The organism is Vibrio sp. B4-6, assembly GCF_963888245.1.
In the GTDB taxonomy this organism is placed as follows: domain Bacteria; phylum Pseudomonadota; class Gammaproteobacteria; order Enterobacterales; family Vibrionaceae; genus Vibrio; species Vibrio anguillarum.
The window spans coordinates 21011-44268 of record NZ_CAWPIM010000069.1; the positions used below are offsets into that span (position 1 = coordinate 21011).

Here is a 23258-nt window from a genome sequence, read left to right on the forward strand (position 1 = left end):
TATTGGAGCATTAGTGCGGAGAGATGTTCGACAAGCATTGGACATGCACTGTGATCTCTTCACGATCATGATACAAATGCTTTGCCTGCATGCGGAACTTTACATCATTTTTAATCAGAAAAACTTTTAGGTTTTCAATGTCTTGTAAAACTTCATCATAGCGCCCTTTCATTGGCAGCTTTAAGTTGAAGATGGCTTCTTTCGCCCAACCCTTGAGGATCCACTGCCCCATTAAATGCGCAACACGAGCTGGCTTTTCAATCATGTCACACACAATCCAAGTCACGTTCTTGCGTGGCGGCTCAAATTTAAAACCATCCTCGGCATGGTGTTTCACCTGTCCTGTGTCCATCAAACTTTCAGCCATTAGACCGTTGTCGATAGCATGAACAAACATCGAACGCTTCACCAGTTGGTAAGTCCAGCCCCCCGGGCATGCGCCCAAGTCTACCGCCCACATTCCCGGAGCCAAACGTTCATCCCACTCTTCACGAGGAATAAACACATGGAAAGCCTCTTCCAACTTCAGTGTGGAACGACTTGGCGCATCGGCTGGGAATTTCAAACGAGGAATACCCATGAAAAAAGGCGAGTTATTGTTGGTGTACGAATACCCAACGAAGCAGTGTCCGGGTTGAATAAAGCAGACATGTAGCACAGGTCTCTTCGCCGACTCTTTGTTAGACAGAATCCCCTTGCCACGTAACGCTTGACGCAATGGCACGGTAAACTTACGACAAAATTTGAGCAACTCTTTCGCTTCATTGGTATCTGGCGTTTCAATGCGAATGTCACCACAACGCGGAAAACCCTCAAGTTCGGCGAGTTCAGATAAGATAGGCGAAATACGATCATCTTTAGGTAAATCGCTAAATTCCGTCGCTACCGCAAACATCTGACGAGCAAAAATAAGCGATTGGAAATCGATCTCTTTAATCAGCTTATCAGCATCACCGGCCTGATAGCACTCAAACAAAACGTAACCCGTATTGTTTTTCAAACGAGGAAAACCAAAAACCTCTAGCTTAGTCGCTTTATCTTGGATCTCTCCGGCACACTCTTTTTCAAAGCCTGCACGACAATAGAGCATTACGTGTTTCACTGGTCCACCTCTTGAATATTAAGTGCTGCATAGCCAAACACTCCCCACCCTAGCATAAAGAACACGCCACCAAATGGCGTGATCGGGCCAAACCACTTGATGCCCGTGAGTGCTAAAGCGTAAAGACTGCCGCTAAAACAAAGGACGCCGATGATAAAGCAAATTGCCGCAATGAAAAAATATTTTTGTGCTTTCGATCCCAAACGACAACGCAGCAAAATACCACACGCTAATATGGCTAAAGCGTGAATCGATTGGTACTGCACTCCCGTTTCAAACACCGAAAGCAAGTAAGGGGTTAAATACGCTTTTAGGCCGTGCGCCGCAAAAGCTCCTAGAGCGACACCAACGCCCGCCATAAAAGCCGCGATAGTGAGCAATAACTTACTCTTCATCTAGCAATACCTCTTGTTCCCTTCTGGCTTTTTTGAGCATCCAATCACGGAAAGTAGCGATGCGCCCCATATCGGCCTGCTTCTCGTGACAGACCACATAGAAAGCATTTTTAGTCATCAGCACTTCGTCAAAAGGCGCAATCAAGCGACCCGCTTCCAGCTCTGGCTGAGCTAACACGTTATTCCCTAGTGCGATACCTTGCCCATGCGCCGCCGCTTGCAGCACCATGGTCGAATGGCTAAAGATGGGGCCGTGGTTGACATTCACCCCTTCAAGATCGTTCTCTTTGGCAAACTGTTTCCAATCTTTACGTGAAGTATCGTGTAGCAGAGTATGGCGTGTTAGATCGTCCAGTGTTTCTAAAGGCTTAGGGCCTAACAGCAGTGAAGGAGAACAAAGCGGGATCAAAAACTCTTGATACAACTTATCCGCGCGTAAACCAGGCCAGTTACCTCGTCCATAATAAATCGCCACATCCACATCATCGGTTAACGAACCTTCATCCATATCAACCGCTTTGATACGCACATCAATATCCGGCTCTTGCTGGTTAAAATCGGCCAGACGTGGCACGAGCCACTGAATCGCAAAACTCGGCGGTAAACTAATGGTTAATGCCCCTTTCTCACTGCGCTCTAGTACCTTATCGGTGGCTTCAGAGAGTGCGGTAAAGATATCTTTAATGTCGAGAAAGTAACTTTGCCCTTCTTCTGTCAATAGCAGAGAACGATTACGACGGCGAAATAGCTTTAACCCTAAAAATTCCTCTAACGCTTTGATTTGATGACTGACTGCGGCTTGTGTCACAAATAGCTCTTCCGCAGCGCGAGTAAAACTCAGCTGGCGAGCTGCCGCTTCAAACACTTTCAGCGAGTTTAATGGTGGCAATCTTCTGGACATAGGTACACTCAAAAATTAGATTAGTTTTTTTAATCTGAAACATTATAAATTGTCCATTGCCGAGCGGCTAGAGAAATTCTATATTTCACCCCGCAACAAGGCCTGAACGGCTTGATTCAGTTATGAATCAATTGGCTTTTGTTGCGATGTTGTGTTTGCAAACTCGTATTTCGAGTGAGGTAGAATTCTACCATCCTGTTTTGTGCAGTTATCCCCTGCACCAAAACATATACTTCCTGTATTTATTGTTTGACCTGTCTGTCAAATTCTTTAGCACCGCCTTTGGGCGGTGTTTTTTTTATGCCTGTGATTAAGTCGGAGCCATAAAAAAACCGCTCACGAAAACGTGGGCGGTCGATTCTGTATCGAGATAACGATTAAGGTCGATATACCTTGATGTTGTTAAAGCCTTGCTCTTTCAAATACAGAGCTTGAAGCCGGCTCATCACACCGCGCGCACAATATAAGAGATATGTTTTCGATTGATCCAAATCGCCAAACTGAGTCGATAACTTGTAGAAAGGCAAATGTTTTACTTCCACACCTTCAATCAGCAGTGGCTTGTCATCTTCTTCATCTGGGCTACGAATATCAAGTACCACCGCATCTTTTCCGATAGCGGTCACTTGTTCAACTTCAGGTGCTTGCTCTTGGCTCTCTTTCTCAATATCACGGATATCCATTTGACGAGCGTTGTAAACTACGTGCTCTAGGATTGAGAAATCAAACTTCGCTTCTTCGGCTTCTAATTTCGCTTTCACCGCTTTAACTGTTGGGCTTTTTGAAATAACCCCACAGTATTCTGGCATCGTTTTGGCAAAATCTTCTGTTCCAATCTCGCGCGCCACTTTAATAATCTCTTCTTTGTCCCAGTTGATGAGAGGACGTAAAATTAAAGTATCTGTCACACCATCAATATGACGAAGATTAGTTAGAGTTTGGCTCGAAACTTGACCCAACGCTTCTCCGGTCACTAAAGCTTCAATATTTAACTTATGAGCTATCATGCCTGCGGCGCGCATAAACATACGTTTTAGCACCACACCCATTTGACCATCGTCTACTTTTTCTAAGATTTCAGCCACCACTGGCTCGAAATCGACCGAGATAAAACGCACTTTGGCTGAAGAACCGTATTTATTCCACAAATAATGGGCCACTTGCTTTACACCAATTTCATGCGCTGGACCGCCTAAATTGAAGAAGCAATAATGCACTTTTGAGCCACGTTTGATGTGTAAATAGCTTGATACACCCGAGTCAAAACCACCAGAAATCAAACTCAATAAATCTTCTTGAGTGCCAAGAGGGAAACCACCTAAACCTTTATAACGGGCAATCACTTGATTGAGCAATTCATCGGCTATTTCAATATTGATGGTAACGTCTGGGTTTTTAAGTTGAACTTTTGCACTCTCAACTGCTTGGTTTAAACCACCACCAACATAACGCTCAACATCGATTGAGGTAAAATCATGCTTTCCTCGACGCTTGGCACGCACAACAAAAGTTTTTCCTTCGATGTTATTACGGCTGAGTGCTAACACTTGCTCGTAAATGTCATGCATATCCTTAAACTCAGATTGCTGCACTTCGAGCACTTGCTGGATGCCAGGAGTATGAGTCAGAATTTCAAGGACTTCTTGATAGTATTGGTCACTTTGCGCAGCCACTTCAATGTGATCGCGACGGTTAAATACCGCGACTGACTCTGTTCTTCGTTTGATGATATTACGAATATTGGACTCTAAAATTTTTGTGAAGCGCTTGCGTACTGAGTCACTTTTAACAAAAATTTCCGGATGGGGCTTAACAATAAATTTCATAGTTCTATTCGCAATCTGATTGGGCAACGTGGTGAATCAATGGGTCGCATTCTACTTGCTACTGATACACCGCTAAGGGCGCAGGATTATACACGAGGTGATAACCATAAAAAAGACGAGCCTTAGCGCTCGTCTATGTGTTTTTACATAATCCAACGTAACTTACTGAACGGATGGAACTTCATCACTGTACAGCGGTTCACCTTGCATGATACTGATTTCTACTCGGCGGTTGCGTGAACGTTCACTTTCCGTATCGTTAGAGCCGACTGGATCGGTATCGGCCATACCACGCACCCTGAGTCGTTGATGAGAAAACCCGCGAACCTTTTCCATCTCTTGCGCCACAGAAACCGCTCGTTGAGCCGAAAGATCCCAGTTTGAGCGATACAATTCAGAATCGACACTTTGATTGTCGGTATGGCCAGAAATACGCACAATGCCCGGCACATCTTTAACCAGATCGGCAATTTGACGAACCAATGGACGAAACTTAGGTTGTAGAAATGCAGAACCTTCGGGAAACGCACCTTTTTCACGAATACGGATCACCAATTGCTGACCTAAGTTTTCAACTTCAATAGCGCCTTGTTCGATTTCTCTTGCTAACGCTTTTTTGATGTCCTGTTCAACAATTTCCATCTCCTGCGACATAGATTCTGCTTGCTGTTGTTGCATTTCCGATTCGGTGTTTTGATTATTCTGTGTTGAGGTTTCTGGGGATTGCCCCCCCGTCAATTGCCCTTCATCACGCTGCATACCACCAGAACGGTCAGAATCACCTTCTTGGAAATTTAATGTCTGCTGGGTGATATCAATGGTTTGTTGCATGATGACATCAATTGGTGTCGGTTCAGGACGGCCTGGGCGAAACTCTTGTGCAATGATGCTTGTCCCTTTAGGAATGTCTTTCACTTCCAAACGATTTTGCACACCAAAAGCAAACTTCATCGAGCCTGCTATCTGTTTAAACTTCAGAACGTCCATCTCGGAAAAAGAGAGCAGCAGTACGAAGAAACACATCAACAGCGACATTAAATCGGCAAAGGTTCCCATCCACAACGGCAAGCCGGGAGGTGGGCATTTACAGCCTTCTTCATCATCCATTACAGGCTCCGTTATTCACTATCAACATCTAAAACACGCTTGCCTTCATTGAGGTAGTTTTTCAGATAACTATCAATGACCCGTGGGTTTTGTCCATCCTGAATAGCCAGAACGCCATCCATGATTAAACGACGGTTAAGCTTTTCTTGGTCTCGGCGCAAAGCAAGTTTGTCTGCAATCGGGAAAAAAATCATGTTCGAGAGAACAGCGCCGTACAAGGTAGTTAATAAGGCAACGGCCATGGCAGGGCCAATTGATTTAGGGTCATCCATGTTAGACAACATGGCAACCAAGCCCACCAAAGTACCGATCATGCCCATCGCTGGCGCTACGTCACCAAAGGCACGAAATACACCAGACCCTTGAGAATGGCGCTCATCGGTCAATACAATGTCTTTTTGCAACGCAGAACGCACCACGTCAGCATCATGGCCATCCACCAGCAAATCGATCCCTTTTTGCATGAAGCTATTAGTAATTTCCATCTCTTCTAACGCAAGAAAGCCGCCTTTACGTGCTGCATCCGCCATTTCCACGATTTTTGCGATCAAATCTTCAGGCTCATCAGCTTTAAACATAAAAGCCTTACCTGCGACTTTGGCTGCACCAAAAAATTGTCCCATCGTGAATTTCATCAAAACAACAAAGGTTGAGCCCCCCACTACGATCAAGATAGATGTGACGTCGAAGAACATCATTAGGCTTCCGCCTAAAATCATCGCCATGATAACGAAAGCGAGGCCTCCGATCAGGCCTATCAGCGTTGCTAAATCCACAAAGCACTCCTCATGCTGCTTACCTGCGATAATGAGTTTAAACTCGTTATCGGCAATAGATTCAAATCTTTAAGTAAATTATTGGATCATACCGAAATTCTCTCTATTCAGTTTATACCTAAACTGAGCAAAGATGCACTGTTGCCAGCACACTGATATGGCCAAGATTCTGAGTCACCGTCACTATTTCAGTAAATATCGGTCTGGTTGCTAAGTATCGTATTATTATTTTTATTATTTGTGATAGTGACAGTTCCAAAAGAGGGACTTTTCAGACAAAAATCGTTGGTTAAATTTGACCATCACTACGCCCTAAGGTAACTTTCGTGCATATTTACCAAGATAAAAAGATTATGGCGAGCAAGAAACCTGAAAATATGTCCTTCGAAGCGACAATCGAAGAACTTGATAGCTTAGTGGAACAGCTAGAAAATGGCGATTTAGCCTTAGATGATGCGCTAAAAAAATTCGAGCGCGGAATATCCCTTGCTCGTGCTGGACAAAGTAAGTTAAGTGAAGCGGAGCAGCGAGTCAGTATTTTGCTCAGTGCGAGCGATGACGCGCCACTCTCTGACTTTACTGAACTACCTGAGTAATAGGCATGTATTACTGATACATACTTATTACTGACTCATATTTATCGATCTCATCGCTCGCTATGTGACATGAACCTGTCAATTAAGTCACAGGGAAACGGTCGATCGTAACCTAGTAGATACCACAACTTAGTAGAAAGAGTGCCCTATGATTGAGGCTCTGAGCTCCTATCAGCAAAGAAATATTGACCAATTAAACCTTTGGTTAGGCCGTTTACCGCACCAAAAACAACCGTTGATTGACGCGATGCGCTACGGTTTGTTACTTGGCGGTAAAAGAGCTCGACCTTATTTGGTGTATATCACAGGGCAAATGCTTGGTTGTACGCCAGATGAACTCGATACCCCAGCCTGCGCAATAGAATGTATTCATGCTTACTCATTGATCCACGATGACCTTCCCGCGATGGACGACGATGAATTGCGTCGCGGTAAAGCCACTTGTCACATCGAATTTGACGAAGCCATCGCGATTTTAGCGGGCGATGCCCTGCAAACACTGGCCTTTACTATTTTGGCAGAAGGTCAACTCGCCGAACATGCGCAAGTCAACCGCATTAAGATGGTTCAAATGTTGGCTCAAGCTTCCGGTGCTCAAGGTATGTGTATAGGGCAAGCGTTGGATCTGCAAGCGGAAAATCGTCTGGTTTCAGTGCAGGAATTAGAAGAGATCCATCGCAATAAAACAGGAGCCTTGATGCGTTGTGCAATCCGTTTAGGTGCGCTTGCGGCTGGTGAAACAGGGCTTGCGGTACTACCACAATTGGATCGCTATGCCGATGCCGTTGGTCTCGCATTCCAAGTTCAAGATGATATTTTGGATATCGTTAGCGATACCGAGACATTAGGTAAACCTCAAGGCTCGGATCAACAACTCAATAAAAGTACCTACCCAGCGCTGCTAGGGTTACAAGGTGCTATTGATAAAGCACAAAGTCTGTTACAGGAAGCTCTTCAAGCCTTGGAAGCAATACCCTACAATACAGAATCACTCGAAGAGTTCGCCCGATACGTCGTCGAGCGCAAGAACTAAACTATAAGCGCGCAAAATTATGACTCTTGATATTTCAAAATACCCAACACTGGCTTTAGCAAATACACCCGATGAACTGCGCAGTCTGCCAAAAGAGGTTCTGCCAACGTTGTGTGATGAATTAAGAAACTACCTTCTTAATTCCGTCAGTCAGTCGAGTGGCCACCTTGCGTCAGGCTTAGGCACGGTTGAATTAACGGTTGCCCTACACTACGTCTATAACACCCCTTTCGATCAGCTGATTTGGGATGTAGGCCACCAAGCTTATCCGCACAAAATATTAACTGGTCGCCGCGAGAAAATGTCGACCATTCGTCAAAAAGACGGTCTTCACCCTTTTCCTTGGCGTGAAGAAAGTGAATATGACACGCTCTCTGTCGGCCACTCGTCCACCTCAATCAGTGCCGCCTTAGGGATGGCGATCAGTGCAGGTAAAGAAGGGAAAAATCGCAAAGTAGTGGGCGTAATTGGTGATGGTGCTATCACCGCAGGCATGGCCTTTGAAGCAATGAACCATGCTGGCGACGTTCATCCGGATATGTTAGTCGTGCTCAACGACAACGAAATGTCGATCTCTGAAAACGTGGGCGCACTGAATAACCATTTAGCGCAACTGCTTTCCGGTAGCCTTTATACCTCGATCCGTGAAGGGGGCAAAAAAGTGCTCTCTGGCATACCGCCTATTAAAGAGCTGGTACGCCGCACAGAAGAGCACTTGAAAGGCATGGTCGTACCCGGCACCTTGTTTGAAGAGCTTGGATTTAACTATATCGGCCCAGTCGATGGCCATGATGTGATTGAACTTATCAAGACATTACGCAACATGCGCGAGCTCAAAGGCCCACAGTTTTTGCACATCATGACCAAAAAAGGCAAAGGCTATGAACCCGCCGAAAAAGATCCGATTGGTTACCATGCCGTTCCTAAATTTGCCCCGAGCCACAATAGCCTGCCGAAAAACAGCAACGCCAAACCCACATTTTCTAAAATCTTTGGTGATTTCTTATGCGATATGGCCGCGCAAGATCCCAAATTAATGGCAATTACACCCGCGATGCGTGAAGGCTCTGGCATGGTTCGCTTTTCAAAAGAGTACCCACAACAATATTTTGATGTGGCGATTGCTGAGCAACATGCCGTCACACTTGCAACTGGTATGGCGATTGCGGGAGATCATCCGATAGTGGCGATCTACTCAACCTTTTTACAAAGGGGTTATGATCAACTGATCCACGATGTTGCCATCATGAATTTATCGGTTATGTTCGCCATTGACCGAGCGGGTTTAGTCGGAGCTGATGGCCAAACTCACCAAGGTGCATTTGATTTAAGCTTCATGCGCTGCATTCCCAACATGGTGATCATGGCACCCGCCGATGAAAATGAGTGCCGACAAATGCTCTATACCGGCCATAAACACACAGGGCCAAGCGCAGTGCGTTATCCTCGTGGCAATGGCATGGGAGTCGAAATCCAAACCCAATTTAGTGCGTTAGAGATTGGCAAAGGACGCATTATGCGCCAATGTGACACGGCTATCGCGAATGAAAAAATCGCGATCCTCAACTTTGGCACTTTCCTACCAAACGCGCTTGAAGCAGCCGATAAGCTAAATGCAACAGTAGCTGACATGCGATTTGTTAAGCCCCTTGATGAAACACTCATTCGCCAACTGGCTGCGCAACATGATGTGCTAGTGACCTTGGAAGAGAATGCGATTGCAGGTGGTGCGGGTGCGGGTGTCATTGAATTGATGATGAAAGAGAAAATCCTAAAACCAGTACTCAATTTAGGTTTGCCTGATCAATTCATCGCTCAAGGTACACAAGAAGAGCTGCATGCAGAATTAGGTTTAGATGCCAAAGGCATCGAGCGTTCCATTCAAGAATATTTAGCAAAGTAGCGAGCGTTTTATAAGCTGTCGGTTTTATGAACTGAAGGTTTTTATGAACCGAATAGCTCGATAAGCTACACCACTTTCAGTTACATCCCAATACTCAAAACCCTCGCATCGCGAGGGTTTTGTTTTTATATCGGCTGGCTCCACTCAAACTGAGTAAACAGCCTTTGCCATACCTCATCAAAACCAGCTTTAAGCACTAATGCTTGGCCAGTAAACGGATGAGTAAAACGTAATTCAGAGGCATGGAGCATCAGACGCTGCGCGTCATAATGATCGCGAAATAGGCGGTTGTGCTTGCCATCACCATGAGTGGTATCACCAATAATCGGATGACTCAAATGGTGCATATGACGACGCAGCTGATGTTTACGGCCTGTTTGCGGTTTCATTTCCACCAAACAGTAGCGGCTGGTTGGGAAACGCCCGGTTGAATACGGCACTTCTACTGTCGCTAATGGTTGATAAGCGGTGATCGCCTCTTGGGCTTCTTTATCTTGTTTGGCAAACTTATCGGCAATTTTATCTAGCTCGATTTTGAGTGGGTAATCAAGCACATCCCCTTGTTCAATCCAACCACGCACAATCGCATGGTACGTTTTTTCCATTTGATGGTTGGCAAACATCGGCATCATTTGCGCCGCCACTTCACTGGAGAGCGCAAACACAAGCACGCCAGAAGTTGGCCTATCTAATCGATGTAGGGGAAACACATGCTGGCCAATTTGATCGCGCAGCGTTTGCATCACAAATTGCGTTTCGTGTTTATCTAGCCATGAGCGATGCACCAGCATTCCTGCAGGTTTATTCACGGCGACCAAATCATCGTCCTGATACAGAATCTCTAACATGGTTGGCTTACCTCATCAATCAAACGTAGCAGCGCAATCACCTCAGCCAATTCCGCTTGATGTTGCCATGCCTCTTCAAAATAGGGAGTGAGCGAGAACCCTTGAGGAAGCTCTGTTTGCTGCTCAATTGCCAATAACATTTTGGGGATGAAAATCCACTGCAGCCACTGCTCCGGAGTGAGGGTATCGATGGAGAAAGGCTCTGTGCTCATCAATGCGCTTTCGCTTGGCGGCTGGGATTGCCAGCGCTGAGAATTGCGTAACTGAGTTTCTAGTTGCTTCAACAGGTGGGTAAGTTCTGTGCTTACTGTCATTATTCACCAAGTTAATTTGCTAAGTGACCTTGAAAATGAGCTATAGAGTACCATTTATTGTTCAAAGAGAGTTATTGATCAAAAATAGTTATTCAAGAACACAAGTTAAGGTCACTTTATCCATGGATACCATTCATACGCTTAGCCAATTGCTCACCAATAGTGGTAGCCAATATCGGATCTTTGATTTAGGAAGGCGCATCTGCCCGATTGAAAATACACACTTTTCTCAAGTAGAAAAAGGTCAGCAACCGTATCCCTATCCATTGCAGCGTCATGCTCATCTTGCCATCGCCTATTGGAACCAAACCCAGCAACCTTGGATCTGGTTTCTTAAATTCTCTTTGGATGAACGTGGCCTACTCAAACAAGCTGAGATAGGTAACTTCATCAAGTTTGTACTTGAAGCGATGGGATCACGTTTGCATCAAGACCTCAGCGATGAGCAGCAGCAAAAGCTTGCCAATAACCCTTATACCTTTAAACCGAGCGACGACAAAATGGCGGTATTCCACAGCCAAATACGCGCCCAGTTGAACCTACCATCAAGCCAATATTATGAGCATGCGCAACACTATTTTAGTGGGGATTTAGGCTGGGAAAACTGGCAGACGGTCGGCTTACAAGGCATTACTGATATTTGTGCTCGTTTAAGCAAAGAACAAAATAGCGTGTTATTAAGGAAAGCATTAAACCACCTCCCCGCTCAGCCTTTGTATGCCCTGCTGGGTGCACTCGAACATAGTGCACAGTTGAATGATAAGTTGGCGCTGCGTTTGCAAGAGATGGCAATGTTGCACATCGAAAGCCACGAACCTGATCTGTTCTTACTCTCTGCTTTAATACGAGCCTTATCAGGTGCGGATAATGCACTCACCGCGACCTTGGTTGAACGTATTCTGCAAAGCCCACGCTTGAGCCATCAAGAGATATTAATTGCCATTGCAGGGCGCTCGTGGCATGTATTGTCTAACCCATCACTTGCCGAAACGTTTTTATTACGCTTGGCGCAAACAGGCAATCAAGCCCTCTTTAACCAGCTCTTTGCTGATTTAGTGATGCTGCCAGAACTGCGAATGGTACTGCTGCCACTGCTGCATTCTAGCCCTTCGATCGAATTAGCCGATGCCTTAATTCGCTTACAACAAACAACTAAAGCTCAATAACTGGAATGTTTATGCTAGGCGATCTATTGGCTATTTTATTACTCAGCTTGGGCTGCTTTCTTTTCTGGCAACAGCGTCGCCAAGCCGAATTGGCAAAAGCGGCGATCAGTCGAAAATGCGAACAACTCGACTTACAGCTGATCAGCGTTGCTTTTGGACGCCACAAATTCAAAACGCCAGAAGGACTCTGTCGTTGGCATACCGTTTATTGGTTTGAGTTTTCTGCACTAGGTGACGACTGCTACCAAGGTGAATTACAAATGATAGGCTTTAGGCCATCTGCTTTTCATTTGCCGCCTCATCGTATGTAAACTCAAATTCCCAATAAGGGCCAAAAACATCTTCTTTCTCACCCAACAGCTCAAAGCCGAGTTTTTTGAGTACCGCAATAGAGGCATGGTGGCCAATATTAGCAGTGGCTGTAATTTTTTGTCGTTGCAATTGGTAGGCTGCTTTAGGTAAAAAAGCCTTCAATGCCTCAGTTGCAATGCCTTTGCCCCAATACAATTTATCAAAAAGAAAACCGAGTTCTGCTCGCTCTTCGTCAAGTTCAATGAACAAATGCCCCATGTATTCGCGGTTATAATTATCTAACACCGCCATTGCGTACAAATGAGGATCATGAAGCACTCGTTGAAAAAGCTGTTTTGCTGAAGCGACCGTTTTAGGGCCATTCATCTGTGCCCGATTTTTGGCGCAACAATTGAGCATCAAAAAATCAGACTCTAACGAATCGGTGTAAGGGAGAAGAAGCGTTCTTCTTGTTACGGTTGTCACGTACAATCCTTGTTAGCCGCAAAATAATACCGAAAGACTCAACTAGGCTTAGGGCAATACGCCTTAGCCCAAATAAAATCTGGTACTCTATTTTTGCAAAGAAGCCGAAAATTAAACCAACCGAACGATGAGGTAATTGATCTAGATTGTTTTTTTGTTGTTATTATTTTGCTGCACTTATCATATGAACTTTTTTTGAAGCAACAACACGCTAAAGCCAGAATGCAAGTAATAAGAAAAGCCTCAACACGCATGTGTCGAGGCTTAAAGTCTTACTCGCAGCAGTCCAGCTACTAAATTGTGTGCTCCATGCATCATCCATAATAGTGGCCAATTCTTCGGCTCATCCTGCATCGCCATCCTAGCGGTGTCCAAACTTTCCATGGTACTAACACTCCGGTCAATACTCATCACTTGTTCCTTGAGCGGTGTCCATAACATCATCCTGATGTTGTCCTGCCTTATCCACAAGGTGTCCATCGCCAATCCATGCAGCTCGCATCCTGCCAACTGTTGTATCCTTACGCTGTCCTAGCATCCTGCGTGGTTATTCTTCGTGAACAACCTTGTCTTCTTCCTGAAGAGACCAAACCTTGGTGCTTTGTAATTCCTTGTCAGAATCCTTCCGACAGGGTTCAATTTACTCGTTTGGCTTTAAGAAACAATCACCTAAAAATATCATTTTAAAAAAAACAACCTAAAGAAATAGATATATTAATTAAAAACAAATAGTTATAAAAAAATCACCACCAAACACTGCGTTAAACACTGTGATTTCTTACAAACAATGTGCGAGATCTCTTACAACACTTCGCCACTTTTGCTCTTGGTAAATAAAAGGTAAGATCACAGCCACTCACAAAAAGGATAACCTATGCTCACAAAAGATGTCACTCAAGAACTAGAAAACATCTTGACTCTCTTACAACAACAGGGAAAGGAACCGAGTGTGGCCTTAGTAAAGTCACGTCTTAGCACCTCAGTGCCAATGCCAGCCTTGATTGCAACCATCAAAAGTTGGAAAAATGCACACCGAGTTCCCAAAGTAGAAGTGAGCTTTAGTACGGAAAATAGCGCGAACAAGATAGCCGAACTTGAAACGCAACTAGCCGCTTTGTCAGCCCGAGTAGCAGCCCTAGAGGCACAACTAACCGAGAAGTAATTGAATGATGAAAATTTGGGTGGACGCCGATGCATGTCCGAAAGTAATTCGTGAAACCATTGTCCGCGCAGCCGAAAGGACGGGCGTTGAATGTACTTTTGTGGCCAATCATGTCGTTCCGATTCCGCAACGATCCAACATTCGTTCACTGCAAGTCCCCAGTGGTTTTGATGTTGCCGATAACGAAATCGTCAAACGGGTAGAAGTGGGCGATTTGGTAATTACTTCCGATATTCCGCTGGCCGATGAAGTGATAACCAAAGGTGGCTTGGCGCTCAATTCTCGTGGTGAGCTGTATACCAAAGAGACCATCAAGGCACGCCTCAATATTCGAGATTTTATGGACACAATGCGATCAAGCGGTATCCAAACTGGCGGACCAAGTGCGCTTTCTCAAACAGAACGGCGCGAATTTGCCAACCATTTGGATCGCATTTTGGCTAAAGCGAACAAATAACCACGTTTTGACGGTTGGACAATCACTAGCCTGTCCAACCGTTCCTCTTCATTAGCGCTGAACCGCCTTAAATCTTGGATTAGTTTTACAAATTACATATAAACGACCGCGTCTTTTGACGATTTGACAATCTGGATGACGTGATTTTGCGCTTTTTAATGAACTTAATACTTTCATAGTTTACTCCTTACCAAACTGAGCAAAGCGACGATTGAAATTCGCCACTCGTCCTTCTTTTTGAACAACTCGCTGCTTACCGGTGTAATAGGGATGCGATTCAGACGACACATCTAAGGTGAAATAAGGATAGGTGTTGCCATCTTCCCACTCGATCGTCCGATCAGTTTTTAGCGTTGAACCCACAATAAAATACTTATCCACACTGGTGTCGTGGAAAACCACTTTTTGGTATGGCGGATGAATTCCGTCTTTCATCAATTTCCCCTCACTTAAATTGTTATGTTATAACATGACAATTAATAATCATTACCAAGAAGAAAAGCAAGCTTAAATATGATATTTTTCTCAACCAACGTGAAAAAAGACGGATACGGATATGCACACCATTGCTCCGATTGGCACTATTGAAACGCCTTATAAAGAAAAATTTGCCGTTCCTCGCCAACCTCGCTTAGTGGCGAGCGCAAGCGCGAGAGTCAAGCTCATCGGTCACGCTAATTGCTTAGAGTCGGTGCGAGGCATCGAACAATTTAGCCATGTCTGGTTACTTTTTCTGTTTGACCAAAACCTCGATGCCGGTTGGAAACCGACGGTGCGCCCACCGCGCTTAGGCGGAAATGAGCGGATCGGCGTATTTGCTTCACGGGCCACGTTTCGACCTAACGGCATCGGTATGTCTGCCGTTGAATTGAAAGGCGTCACTCAACAAGGTGATCAGGTTTATTTGGAACTAGGCAGCGTAGATTTAGTCGATAACACACCGATCATTGACATCAAACCCTATATTCCCTATTCCGATTCGATAGCCACAGCCAGCGGTGGCTATGCCGAGAGCGAGCCCCACAAGATCGCAGTGACCTTTAGCCAAGCGGCGTTAACGGTACTGAATGCGCGGGCAGATCACGACATGGTTAAAGCCGTCATTGAGCAAGTACTGGCTCAAGATCCTCGCCCAGCCTATAAAAAACATAAAATCGATCATAAAGAATATGCGGTAAATCTGTTCGATCTGAACGTAAAATTCACTATCGCAAACAACTTAGTCTCAGTAACCGCAATAGAACGCTTTTGACAAAGCCGATTGGCTGATATTATTAGCGGCTTAATTCTAGCCTCTCATTGGAGAGCGCTTTTAACTATCATGAAACGGATACCATAGAATGCGTACCAGTAAATATCTTCTTTCTACTTTGAAGGAGACTCCAAACGACGCAGAAGTCGTGAGCCATCAGCTCATGTTACGTGCAGGTATGATCCGTAAGCTGGCTTCAGGTCTTTATACCTGGCTGCCTACTGGTCTACGTGTGCTGCGTAAAGTCGAAAACATCGTTCGTCAAGAGCTCGACAATGCCGGTGCAATCGAAACCTTGATGCCCGTTGTGCAACCGTTTGAACTGTGGGAAGAGACAGGCCGCTCTGAGAAAATGGGCCCTGAGCTACTTCGCTTTACTGACCGCCATACTCGTCCGTTTGTGCTTAGTCCAACAGCAGAAGAAGTGATCACCAGCTTGGTACGCAACGAAGTCAGCTCTTACAAGCAATTGCCGCTGAACCTGTACCAGATTCAAACCAAATTCCGTGATGAGAGACGTCCTCGTTTTGGTGTGATGCGTGCTCGTGAATTCTGCATGATGGATGCCTATAGCTTTGATATTGATAAAGCAGGCTTAGAGAAATCTTACCAAGCAATGCACGAAGCTTACTGTAAAGCCTTCGATCGCATGGGGCTTGATTACCGCCCAGTATTAGCCGACACCGGCGCTATCGGTGGTAACGGCTCGCATGAGTTCCATGTATTGGCTGAAAGTGGTGAAGACATCATCGCCTTCTCAACTGAATCGGATTACGCCGCCAACATCGAAAAAGCGGAAGCCATTGCGCCAGCCGTTGAGCGCGCCGCGCCAACTCAAGAGATGACGCAGGTTGATACGCCAAACGCCAAAACCATCGCTGAATTGGTTGAGCAGCATGGCCTACCGATTGAGAAAACAGTTAAAACACTGTTTGTAAAAGCCTCTGATGAGATCGATGCCTCTATCGTGGCACTGATCATCCGTGGTGATCATGAACTCAATGAAATCAAAGCCGAGAAACTCGCTGAAGTTGCCGCTCCGCTAGAAATGGCTAGCGAAGAAGAGATTCGCGCGCTGATTGGCGCAGGCCCAGGCTCTCTTGGCCCTGTTGGTCTTGAATTGCCGTTTATCGTTGATCACAGCGTAGCCGTCATGAGCGATTTTGGCGCAGGAGCCAACATCGATGGCAAACACTACTTTGGCATCAACTGGGGTCGTGACGTTGAGCTAGCGAAAGTGGAAGATCTTCGTAACGTCGTTGAAGGCGACCCAAGCCCATGTGGCAAAGGGACACTAATGCTCAAACGCGGTATCGAAGTGGGTCATATTTTCCAATTGGGTACCAACTATTCTGAGAAAATGAACTGTGGCGTTCTTGATTCCAATGGTAAAAACACCATTTTAGAGATGGGTTGTTACGGCATTGGTGTATCACGCGTTGTAGCATCAGCCATCGAACAAAACAACGATAAATACGGCATCATCTGGCCTGACGCGATCGCACCTTTCCAAGTGGCGATCGTTCCCATGAACATGCACAAATCAGAGCGTGTCCAACAAGCTGCTGAAAAACTGTATGCGGAACTGACCTCAGCTGGTATTGAAGTGCTATTTGATGATCGTAAAGAGCGCCCGGGCGTAATGTTCTCAGATATGGAACTGATCGGTGTGCCACATACCATCATTATTGGCGATCGCAGTATGGATGAGGGCAACTTCGAATATAAACATCGCCGCAGTGGTGAGAAGTCGGCCGTCGCTATGAATGAAATAGTCTCCTTTATTAATGCTCAAATAGCCTAATAAAGTGTGCTATTGAAAAGGTTGCCTAAATGGCAACCTTTTTTATTTTGTCACCAGCCACACAAACTTTTTTAAGCATATTAATCTTCGATTCATCTACGGTGATCTATTCTTTAATCCATTATTAATGGAGGTGACCTATGGATCTAAAAAGTTTGCTTAACCAAGCATTGAATTCAGACATCGTAAAACAAGGTTCAAGCCAACTCGGCGCTATCACACAAGATTCAAGTAAACTCAAAACCTTAGGAGCTGGTGCACTCGGTGGTGGCCTAATCGGTTTGTTGATGGGCTCGAAGAAAGCAAAAAAAATAGGCACTAAAGTGATAGGGATTGGTGGAGCAGCGGCGCTCGGCGCACTAGCCTATAAAGCGTATAATGACTGGCAAGCAAAACAAACGACCACTCAACCGCAGTCTAGCTTTGACCCTAATGATGCTAGCCACAGCACGCTGATCCTAAAAGCGATGATTGCCGCCGCAAAAGCTGATGGCCATGTGGATGAACAAGAAATGGCGAAAATTGAGCAAGCCATCTCTGAAATGGGCGCAGATAACCAATTGCAGCAGCTGGTAAAAAATGAGCTGCATAAACCGCTCGATCCCGCGGCTATTGCACAGTTAGCCACAACGCCCGCACAAGCGAGTGAGCTTTATCTGGCCTCTTTACTTATCGCCGATGAACAAAATTTCATGGAAAAAGCGTATCTGAACGAGCTCGCTAAGCAACTACAGCTAGCCGACGATCTGGTCATGGCGCTAGAGCAGCAAGTGAACGCTTAAAGTTTCATCACATGCAATCAGAGCTTGCGCAAACGCAAGTTCTGATTTTGTCTTTGCCAAACGTAATGTGTATATTGAGAGCCATTATCATTAGTTAGGATTTAATCTATGCAAGTTTACGGTTGTTGTGAATTAGTGCGCGAGCTTTATGCGCAGATAGGCAGTGGTGATCAAGCTTATATTCCTCAAGCAATCTCCTGCGCCATCAAAACCTTGAATGATGTCGCAGCAGACGAATCGCTGCCAAAAGCGGTTCGAGAGCAAGCAGCCTTTGCGGCAGCTAACTTGCTGATTTCTGATTTCGAGGATAAGTGATGAATTTAGCCAATTTTGCCACAATGGATCCAATCATGCTGATGAGCATCATCAATATGAAGCTACGTGATGATTTTAATGGCGATCTTGATAAGCTGGCGGATGACTTTGATATCGATCGGGCGGCATTAGAAGCTCGCTTAGCCAGTGCAGGCTTTGAGTTTTTACCGCAAATCGGTCAATTTCGTTAAGGCATAAAAAACCCGCTAATTTAAAGCGGGTTTTCGTTCAAATAACAGTTCTTAAAGCACAGCACTCAGATTTTTTGTACTAAGCTTTTTTCTCTTTTCTTGCCAGAGCCTTACGCTCATTGCGTTTCGCTTGGTTCTCAATAAAGCCACTGAGCTCTTTTTCCGCCCAAGCTTGTGCTTGTGCTTCGCTTTCAAAACCCATTTCGCGCTTTGAAACAACACTTCTGCGAGAGGTCACTTGACGTACGATTTCCGCCGCCCAACCATTGCGCTTTTCAGTCACTTTGATGGTAAATTTTTTACTTTCTGACATTTTCGTTTTCCTAAGGGAATAATAAGGGATTACTCATCAACGTTTGTCGCGCGCCATTATATTATATGGCGGCGGATGTTGAACACCATCCCTTGGTAAGCGCGGCATTAGAGCACAAATCACAATTTTTTTCTGCATTTTTTACAAAAAATTCATCCTCAAAGTAAACAAAAAAGCCGCTGAGTTGCAGCGGCTGGAATAACAAGACTAAGTCGTTTCTCTCACTGGCGACAAGGTGAGTTACCCTAAGTTCTTACGTGCATTTTGGAACATACGCATCCATGGACTGTTTTCACCCCAAGAATCAGGATGCCAAGAGTTCGCTACCGTGCGGAACACGCGCTCTGGGTGCGGCATCATGATCGTCACACGGCCATCTTGAGTCGTTAAGCCTGTAATGGCATTTGGTGAACCATTTGGGTTGTTCGGATATTGCTGCGTGGCATGGCCGTTGTTATCCACAAAACGCAGCGCAACGGTGCCTGATTGTTCAATCGCCGTTAAATGTGCCGTATCACGAACTTCAACGCGCCCTTCGCCGTGCGAAACCGCAATCGGCATGCGCGAGCCAGCCATCTCATTAAAAAACAGTGAATCAGATTGCTGCACTTCCACTAAGCTAAAGCGCGCTTCAAAACGCTCTGATTCATTGCGCACAAAACGCGGCCATAAATCAGCGCCGGGGATTAACTCTTTCAAATTCGACAGCATTTGACAGCCGTTACACACTCCTAGCGAGAAAGTATCTTCACGTTGGAAGAAACGTTGGAACCGTTCACGAGCTTGTACATTAAACAGCACTGATTTCGCCCAACCTTCGCCCGCGCCCAATACGTCACCATAAGAGAACCCACCACATGCGACGAGGCCTTGGTACTCTTCAAGCACTGTTTGACCCGTTAAGATGTCGCTCATGTGTATATCGGTTGTTTCAAAGCCTGCGCGATCAAACGCTGCCGCCATTTCAACGTGTGAGTTAACCCCTTGCTCGCGCAAAATAGCCATTTTTGGCTTCACGCCTTTAGCAATATACGGTGCTGCAACATCTTGTTGCACGTCAAAGCTCAAACTGACGTTAAGGCCTTTATCACTGTTATCTTGTTTTGCTGCAAACTCTTGGTCCGCGCACTGCGGGTTATCGCGCAGCGCTTGCATCTTATGCGTGGTTTCAGCCCAAATGGTGCGAAGTTCGGTGCGGTTACGCACAACAATAGGTTGTTCACCAGCGGTAATGGCTAGCTCATCAGAAGCGTCAACACGACCGATAACGTGTGAACACGCTTGTAAACCATGCGCCGTTAGCGTCGAGATCACCGTATCTAAATCGTGGTGACGAACTTGAATGACTGCGCCCAGCTCTTCATTAAATAACGCGGCCAATGCATCATCACCTAGCGCGGCGATATCGGCTTTCACGCCACAATGACCAGCAAAGGCCATTTCAGCTAGAGTAACGAATAAACCACCGTCACCTTTATCGTGATAGGCAATAATCTGCTGATTCGCGACCAAGGTTTGGATCGCTTCATAGAAGGCTTTAAGCTGCGCCGCATTATCTACGTCTGCGGGTTTATCACCCAACTGTTTGTAGACTTGTGCTAACGCCGTTGCGCCCAAGCGATTCTTACCATTACCTAAATCAATCAAAACCAGTGAGGTTTCGCCCTTATCGGTTCTTAACTGAGGGGTGATGGTGTTACGTACATCTTCAACACGAGCAAATGCCGTGATCACCAATGATAGCGGAGAGGTCACTTCTTTTTGTTCGCCATTCTCATCCCATTTGGTCTTCATCGACATCGAATCTTTACCCACAGGGATAGTCAGGCCGAGCGCAGGACAAAGCTCTTCACCGACCGCTTTTACTGCCTCATACAAACCAGCATCTTCACCAGGGTGACCCGCTGGTGACATCCAGTTCGCCGACAACTTAATGTGTTTGATATCACCGATATGGGTAGCGGCAATGTTGGTGATCGCTTCGCCCACGGCTAAGCGTGCCGATGCCCCAAAATCCAGCAAGGCAACTGGCGTGCGCTCCCCCATCGACATCGCTTCGCCATGGTAAGTATCATAACTTGCCGCGGTAACCGCGCAGTTTGCTACTGGCACTTGCCATGGACCAACCATTTGGTCACGAGCAACCAAGCCAGTGACGGTTCGGTCACCAATGGTGATGAGGAAGGTTTTTTCTGCAACCGCAGGGAGACGCAGTATTCGATCAATCGCTTCGTTCAATTCGATATCACGGCGATCAAGTGCTGGATTATTAACTTTCAGCGTCTTCACATCACGATACATTTTAGGTGTTTTGCCAAGCAATACGTCCATCGGCATATCAATTGGCGTATTGTCGAAATGTGAATCTTCCAATTTCAGTTCACGCTCTTCAGTGGCAATGCCCACAACAGCATAAGGCGCGCGCTCACGTTGGCAAATGGCATCAAAGCGCGCCATGTTTTCTGGCGCTACAGCCAGCACGTAACGCTCTTGTGATTCATTACACCAAATTTCAAGCGGGCTCATTCCCGGCTCATCGTTAGGCACATCACGCAGTTGGAAAATACCGCCACGTTCGCCATCATCAACAAGCTCAGGCAATGCGTTTGAGATACCACCAGCGCCCACATCATGGATAAAGGCGATCGGATTCGCCTCACCGAGTTGCCAGCAGCGATCAATCACCTCTTGGCAGCGGCGTTCCATCTCTGGGTTTTCACGCTGTACCGACGCAAAATCAAGATCTTCCGCAGATTGGCCAGATGCCATCGAAGAAGCGGCGCCCCCACCAAGGCCAATGTTCATTGCCGGACCACCGAGCACAATTAAGCTCGCACCAACAGGGATCTCTTTTTTCTGCACATGCTCGTCGCGGATATTCCCCATCCCACCAGCAATCATGATTGGTTTGTGATAACCACGCACTTCTTCACCAGCGTGAGAATTGACTTTCTCTTCGTAAGTACGGAAGTAACCTAACAAGTTGGGACGACCAAATTCGTTGTTAAAAGCCGCGCCACCGAGCGGGCCTTCCAGCATAATATCAAGTGCCGTGACAATGCGCCCCGGTTTACCAAAATCCGTTTCCCAAGGCTGCACAAAATTAGGAATACGCAAGTTTGAAGTAGTAAAACCGACTAACCCGGCTTTAGGTTTTCCACCAATCCCCGTTGCACCTTCGTCACGAATTTCACCACCGGAACCCGTTGAAGCGCCCGGCCAAGGAGCAATCGCCGTCGGGTGGTTGTGTGTTTCCACCTTCATTAAAATATGCGCTTTTTCATGGTGATAACCATATTGGCGTGTCTCTGGATCAGGGAAAAAACGCCCAACGTCTGAACCCACCATGACGGCGGCATTATCTTTATAGGCAGACAGCACGTGATCAGGAGTCACTTCATAAGTGTTTTTGATCATCTTAAACAGCGATTTATCTTGCTTAACGCCATCAATAGTCCAATCGGCATTGAAGATTTTATGGCGACAATGCTCAGAGTTTGCTTGAGCAAACATCATTAATTCGATATCGGTTGGATTACGCTCAAGCTTAGTGACGAAGCTTTCGAACAAATAATCAATTTCATCGTCAGCCAATGCAAGCCCAAGGGTAACGTTTGCTTTTTCAAGCGCTGAGCGGCCGCCATTCAGCAAGTCGACGTACGCTACGGGAGCAGGTTCAGCGACTTTAAACAGTGAAGTTGCTGATTCGAAATCGGTAAACACGACTTCCATCATTCGGTCGTACAGCAGGGAATAAAGCGTAACAAGTTGCGGTTGAGAAAGTTCGCGATCTAATTCGATGTAGTAAGCCGTGCCTCGCTCTAAGCGCTTCACCTCATTCAAACCACAGTTATGCGCAATATCCGTCGCTTTGGAAGACCAAGGCGAGATGGTTCCAGGGCGAGGAGTGACCAGTAAAAGAAGACCTTGTGGCTCATGTTCTTGAATCGTTGGGCCATAAGTGAGTAGTTTCTCTAATTTTTCAAGGGATTGAGCGTCTAAATCCGCAGAGAGATCAGCAAAATGCATGAACTCCGCGTAAATACCCGATACAGGCAGTTGCTGTTCACGACAAAGTTCAACGAGTTTGTTAACACGAAACTCAGAAAGCGCTGGGGAGCCACGCAAAATTCTCATGTGCTTAGGTCTCTTATACAGTGGGTTGAGGTGTAATTGGAATGAATTCAAAATCATTAAAATACAATAAGTTAATAAAAGAAAACTGAATACATACCAAT

25 protein-coding genes are annotated in these 23258 nt (G+C 45.8%); 12 read left to right on the forward strand and 13 right to left on the reverse strand.

The window, feature by feature from the left end; all coding sequences use genetic code 11:
- Positions 1-10 precede the first annotated feature (10 nt).
- The 6 genes from rlmM to pomA all read right to left on the reverse strand — a co-directional run bounded on the left by rlmM (position 11) and on the right by pomA (position 6107).
- Positions 11-1102 (reverse strand): 23S rRNA (cytidine(2498)-2'-O)-methyltransferase RlmM, encoded by a 1092-nt coding sequence (gene rlmM / locus AACV20_RS16975; protein WP_170907684.1) that lies wholly within the window; start codon positions 1100-1102, stop codon positions 11-13.
- Positions 1099-1497 carry a DUF423 domain-containing protein gene (locus AACV20_RS16980; protein WP_013857395.1) on the reverse strand — a complete coding sequence of 133 codons (399 nt, stop codon included), beginning with the start codon at positions 1495-1497 and terminating at the stop codon, positions 1099-1101. The genes rlmM and AACV20_RS16980 overlap by 4 nt, the downstream gene beginning before the upstream one ends.
- Positions 1487-2398, reverse strand: a complete 912-nt coding sequence (locus tag AACV20_RS16985) for a transcriptional regulator GcvA (protein ID WP_026027676.1) — start codon at positions 2396-2398, stop codon at positions 1487-1489. Before AACV20_RS16985 ends, AACV20_RS16980 begins: the two co-directional genes overlap by 11 nt.
- A 377-nt stretch (positions 2399-2775) precedes the next feature.
- Positions 2776-4224 (reverse strand): tRNA uracil 4-sulfurtransferase ThiI, encoded by a 1449-nt coding sequence (thiI, locus tag AACV20_RS16990; protein WP_026028972.1) that lies wholly within the window; start codon positions 4222-4224, stop codon positions 2776-2778.
- 162 nt (positions 4225-4386) lie between these two features.
- Positions 4387-5331: a flagellar motor protein MotB gene (locus AACV20_RS16995; protein WP_170907685.1), complete on the reverse strand. Its 945-nt coding sequence runs from the start codon at positions 5329-5331 to the stop codon at positions 4387-4389.
- 11 nt (positions 5332-5342) lie between these two features.
- A complete protein-coding gene (gene pomA / locus AACV20_RS17000) occupies positions 5343-6107 on the reverse strand; it encodes a flagellar motor protein PomA (RefSeq protein WP_017045579.1) in 765 nt (254 codons plus the stop codon).
- 353 nt (positions 6108-6460) lie between these two features.
- Here pomA and xseB point away from each other — a divergent pair, with 353 nt between their 5' ends.
- From xseB to dxs, 3 genes are all read left to right on the forward strand, one after another.
- On the forward strand, positions 6461-6703 hold the full coding sequence (gene xseB, locus AACV20_RS17005) for an exodeoxyribonuclease VII small subunit (RefSeq protein WP_010319093.1): 243 nt from the start codon (positions 6461-6463) through the stop codon (positions 6701-6703).
- 148 nt (positions 6704-6851) lie between these two features.
- Positions 6852-7736: a (2E,6E)-farnesyl diphosphate synthase gene (gene ispA / locus AACV20_RS17010; RefSeq protein WP_170907686.1), complete on the forward strand. Its 885-nt coding sequence runs from the start codon at positions 6852-6854 to the stop codon at positions 7734-7736.
- A 19-nt stretch (positions 7737-7755) separates the two neighbouring features.
- A complete protein-coding gene (gene dxs / locus AACV20_RS17015; protein ID WP_170907687.1) occupies positions 7756-9639 on the forward strand; it encodes a 1-deoxy-D-xylulose-5-phosphate synthase in 1884 nt (627 codons plus the stop codon).
- Between the two features lie 125 nt (positions 9640-9764).
- Here the strand turns inward: dxs and truC are convergent, their stop codons facing one another.
- Together truC and AACV20_RS17025 are read right to left on the reverse strand one after the other, a co-directional pair.
- The gene (gene truC / locus AACV20_RS17020) at positions 9765-10487 is read right to left on the reverse strand and encodes a tRNA pseudouridine(65) synthase TruC (RefSeq protein WP_017045581.1); all 723 of its coding nucleotides are present in this window, start codon (positions 10485-10487) and stop codon (positions 9765-9767) included.
- Complete coding sequence (locus AACV20_RS17025) at positions 10481-10801, reverse strand: YqcC family protein (protein WP_129532310.1); 321 nt, start codon at positions 10799-10801, stop codon at positions 10481-10483. The genes truC and AACV20_RS17025 overlap by 7 nt, the downstream gene beginning before the upstream one ends.
- Positions 10802-10923: 122 nt before the next feature.
- Here AACV20_RS17025 and AACV20_RS17030 point away from each other — a divergent pair, with 122 nt between their 5' ends.
- Positions 10924-11967: a DUF3549 family protein gene (locus tag AACV20_RS17030; protein WP_064626120.1), complete on the forward strand. Its 1044-nt coding sequence runs from the start codon at positions 10924-10926 to the stop codon at positions 11965-11967.
- Between the two features lie 11 nt (positions 11968-11978).
- Complete coding sequence (locus AACV20_RS17035) at positions 11979-12278, forward strand: DUF3301 domain-containing protein (protein WP_170907688.1); 300 nt, start codon at positions 11979-11981, stop codon at positions 12276-12278.
- On the opposite strand, the gene AACV20_RS17040 is transcribed toward AACV20_RS17035, so the two are convergent.
- Complete coding sequence (locus AACV20_RS17040; RefSeq protein ID WP_013857407.1) at positions 12238-12750, reverse strand: GNAT family N-acetyltransferase; 513 nt, start codon at positions 12748-12750, stop codon at positions 12238-12240. The two genes, AACV20_RS17035 and AACV20_RS17040, sit on opposite strands and share 41 nt — an antisense overlap.
- Positions 12751-13618: 868 nt before the next feature.
- On the opposite strand from AACV20_RS17040, the gene AACV20_RS17045 reads away from it, so the two are divergent.
- Both AACV20_RS17045 and AACV20_RS17050 read left to right on the forward strand, forming a co-directional pair.
- Positions 13619-13906 (forward strand): hypothetical protein, encoded by a 288-nt coding sequence (locus tag AACV20_RS17045; protein WP_088728691.1) that lies wholly within the window; start codon positions 13619-13621, stop codon positions 13904-13906.
- Between the two features lie 7 nt (positions 13907-13913).
- On the forward strand, positions 13914-14363 hold the full coding sequence (locus AACV20_RS17050; protein WP_026027673.1) for a YaiI/YqxD family protein: 450 nt from the start codon (positions 13914-13916) through the stop codon (positions 14361-14363).
- Between the two features lie 51 nt (positions 14364-14414).
- Here the strand turns inward: AACV20_RS17050 and ykgO are convergent, their stop codons facing one another.
- Together ykgO and AACV20_RS17060 are read right to left on the reverse strand one after the other, a co-directional pair.
- Positions 14415-14540 carry a type B 50S ribosomal protein L36 gene (gene ykgO / locus AACV20_RS17055; RefSeq protein WP_010319082.1) on the reverse strand — a complete coding sequence of 42 codons (126 nt, stop codon included), beginning with the start codon at positions 14538-14540 and terminating at the stop codon, positions 14415-14417.
- A 3-nt stretch (positions 14541-14543) separates the two neighbouring features.
- Positions 14544-14798: a type B 50S ribosomal protein L31 gene (locus AACV20_RS17060; RefSeq protein WP_010319081.1), complete on the reverse strand. Its 255-nt coding sequence runs from the start codon at positions 14796-14798 to the stop codon at positions 14544-14546.
- A 121-nt stretch (positions 14799-14919) separates the two neighbouring features.
- On the opposite strand from AACV20_RS17060, the gene tsaA reads away from it, so the two are divergent.
- The 5 genes from tsaA to AACV20_RS17085 all read left to right on the forward strand — a co-directional run bounded on the left by tsaA (position 14920) and on the right by AACV20_RS17085 (position 18707).
- The gene (gene tsaA, locus AACV20_RS17065; RefSeq protein ID WP_064624671.1) at positions 14920-15615 is read left to right on the forward strand and encodes a tRNA (N6-threonylcarbamoyladenosine(37)-N6)-methyltransferase TrmO; all 696 of its coding nucleotides are present in this window, start codon (positions 14920-14922) and stop codon (positions 15613-15615) included.
- 88 nt (positions 15616-15703) lie between these two features.
- Positions 15704-17419, forward strand: a complete 1716-nt coding sequence (locus AACV20_RS17070; protein WP_170907689.1) for a proline--tRNA ligase — start codon at positions 15704-15706, stop codon at positions 17417-17419.
- Positions 17420-17559: 140 nt separating this feature from the next.
- Positions 17560-18201 (forward strand): tellurite resistance TerB family protein, encoded by a 642-nt coding sequence (locus tag AACV20_RS17075; protein ID WP_013857413.1) that lies wholly within the window; start codon positions 17560-17562, stop codon positions 18199-18201.
- Between the two features lie 108 nt (positions 18202-18309).
- Complete coding sequence (locus AACV20_RS17080) at positions 18310-18516, forward strand: YaeP family protein (RefSeq protein WP_010319078.1); 207 nt, start codon at positions 18310-18312, stop codon at positions 18514-18516.
- A complete protein-coding gene (locus AACV20_RS17085; protein ID WP_026028112.1) occupies positions 18516-18707 on the forward strand; it encodes a DUF4250 domain-containing protein in 192 nt (63 codons plus the stop codon). The genes AACV20_RS17080 and AACV20_RS17085 overlap by 1 nt, the downstream gene beginning before the upstream one ends.
- A gap of 79 nt (positions 18708-18786) precedes the next feature.
- On the opposite strand, the gene AACV20_RS17090 is transcribed toward AACV20_RS17085, so the two are convergent.
- Complete coding sequence (locus tag AACV20_RS17090; RefSeq protein WP_010319076.1) at positions 18787-19020, reverse strand: DUF3622 domain-containing protein; 234 nt, start codon at positions 19018-19020, stop codon at positions 18787-18789.
- 240 nt (positions 19021-19260) lie between these two features.
- Positions 19261-23157: a phosphoribosylformylglycinamidine synthase gene (gene purL, locus AACV20_RS17095; protein WP_170907690.1), complete on the reverse strand. Its 3897-nt coding sequence runs from the start codon at positions 23155-23157 to the stop codon at positions 19261-19263.
- Between the last annotated feature and the right edge of the window lie 101 nt (positions 23158-23258).

Coding starts and splice junctions, on each gene's coding strand:
- thiI (WP_026028972.1), bottom strand. CDS start 4,224: ATGAAATTTATTGTTAAGCCCCATCCGGAAATTTTTGTTAAAAGTGAC.
- ykgO (WP_010319082.1), bottom strand. CDS start 14,540: ATGAAAGTATTAAGTTCATTAAAAAGCGCAAAATCACGTCATCCAGAT.
- AACV20_RS17070 (WP_170907689.1), top strand. CDS start 15,704: ATGCGTACCAGTAAATATCTTCTTTCTACTTTGAAGGAGACTCCAAAC.
- AACV20_RS17050 (WP_026027673.1), top strand. CDS start 13,914: ATGAAAATTTGGGTGGACGCCGATGCATGTCCGAAAGTAATTCGTGAA.
- tsaA (WP_064624671.1), top strand. CDS start 14,920: ATGCACACCATTGCTCCGATTGGCACTATTGAAACGCCTTATAAAGAA.
- AACV20_RS17060 (WP_010319081.1), bottom strand. CDS start 14,798: ATGAAAGACGGAATTCATCCGCCATACCAAAAAGTGGTTTTCCACGAC.
- AACV20_RS17085 (WP_026028112.1), top strand. CDS start 18,516: ATGAATTTAGCCAATTTTGCCACAATGGATCCAATCATGCTGATGAGC.
- AACV20_RS17045 (WP_088728691.1), top strand. CDS start 13,619: ATGCTCACAAAAGATGTCACTCAAGAACTAGAAAACATCTTGACTCTC.
- purL (WP_170907690.1), bottom strand. CDS start 23,157: ATGAGAATTTTGCGTGGCTCCCCAGCGCTTTCTGAGTTTCGTGTTAAC.
- truC (WP_017045581.1), bottom strand. CDS start 10,487: ATGTTAGAGATTCTGTATCAGGACGATGATTTGGTCGCCGTGAATAAA.
- AACV20_RS16980 (WP_013857395.1), bottom strand. CDS start 1,497: ATGAAGAGTAAGTTATTGCTCACTATCGCGGCTTTTATGGCGGGCGTT.
- AACV20_RS17080 (WP_010319078.1), top strand. CDS start 18,310: ATGCAAGTTTACGGTTGTTGTGAATTAGTGCGCGAGCTTTATGCGCAG.
- AACV20_RS17030 (WP_064626120.1), top strand. CDS start 10,924: ATGGATACCATTCATACGCTTAGCCAATTGCTCACCAATAGTGGTAGC.
- xseB (WP_010319093.1), top strand. CDS start 6,461: ATGGCGAGCAAGAAACCTGAAAATATGTCCTTCGAAGCGACAATCGAA.
- dxs (WP_170907687.1), top strand. CDS start 7,756: ATGACTCTTGATATTTCAAAATACCCAACACTGGCTTTAGCAAATACA.
- AACV20_RS16985 (WP_026027676.1), bottom strand. CDS start 2,398: ATGTCCAGAAGATTGCCACCATTAAACTCGCTGAAAGTGTTTGAAGCG.
- AACV20_RS17090 (WP_010319076.1), bottom strand. CDS start 19,020: ATGTCAGAAAGTAAAAAATTTACCATCAAAGTGACTGAAAAGCGCAAT.
- AACV20_RS16995 (WP_170907685.1), bottom strand. CDS start 5,331: ATGGATGATGAAGAAGGCTGTAAATGCCCACCTCCCGGCTTGCCGTTG.
- ispA (WP_170907686.1), top strand. CDS start 6,852: ATGATTGAGGCTCTGAGCTCCTATCAGCAAAGAAATATTGACCAATTA.
- AACV20_RS17035 (WP_170907688.1), top strand. CDS start 11,979: ATGCTAGGCGATCTATTGGCTATTTTATTACTCAGCTTGGGCTGCTTT.
- AACV20_RS17025 (WP_129532310.1), bottom strand. CDS start 10,801: ATGACAGTAAGCACAGAACTTACCCACCTGTTGAAGCAACTAGAAACT.
- AACV20_RS17075 (WP_013857413.1), top strand. CDS start 17,560: ATGGATCTAAAAAGTTTGCTTAACCAAGCATTGAATTCAGACATCGTA.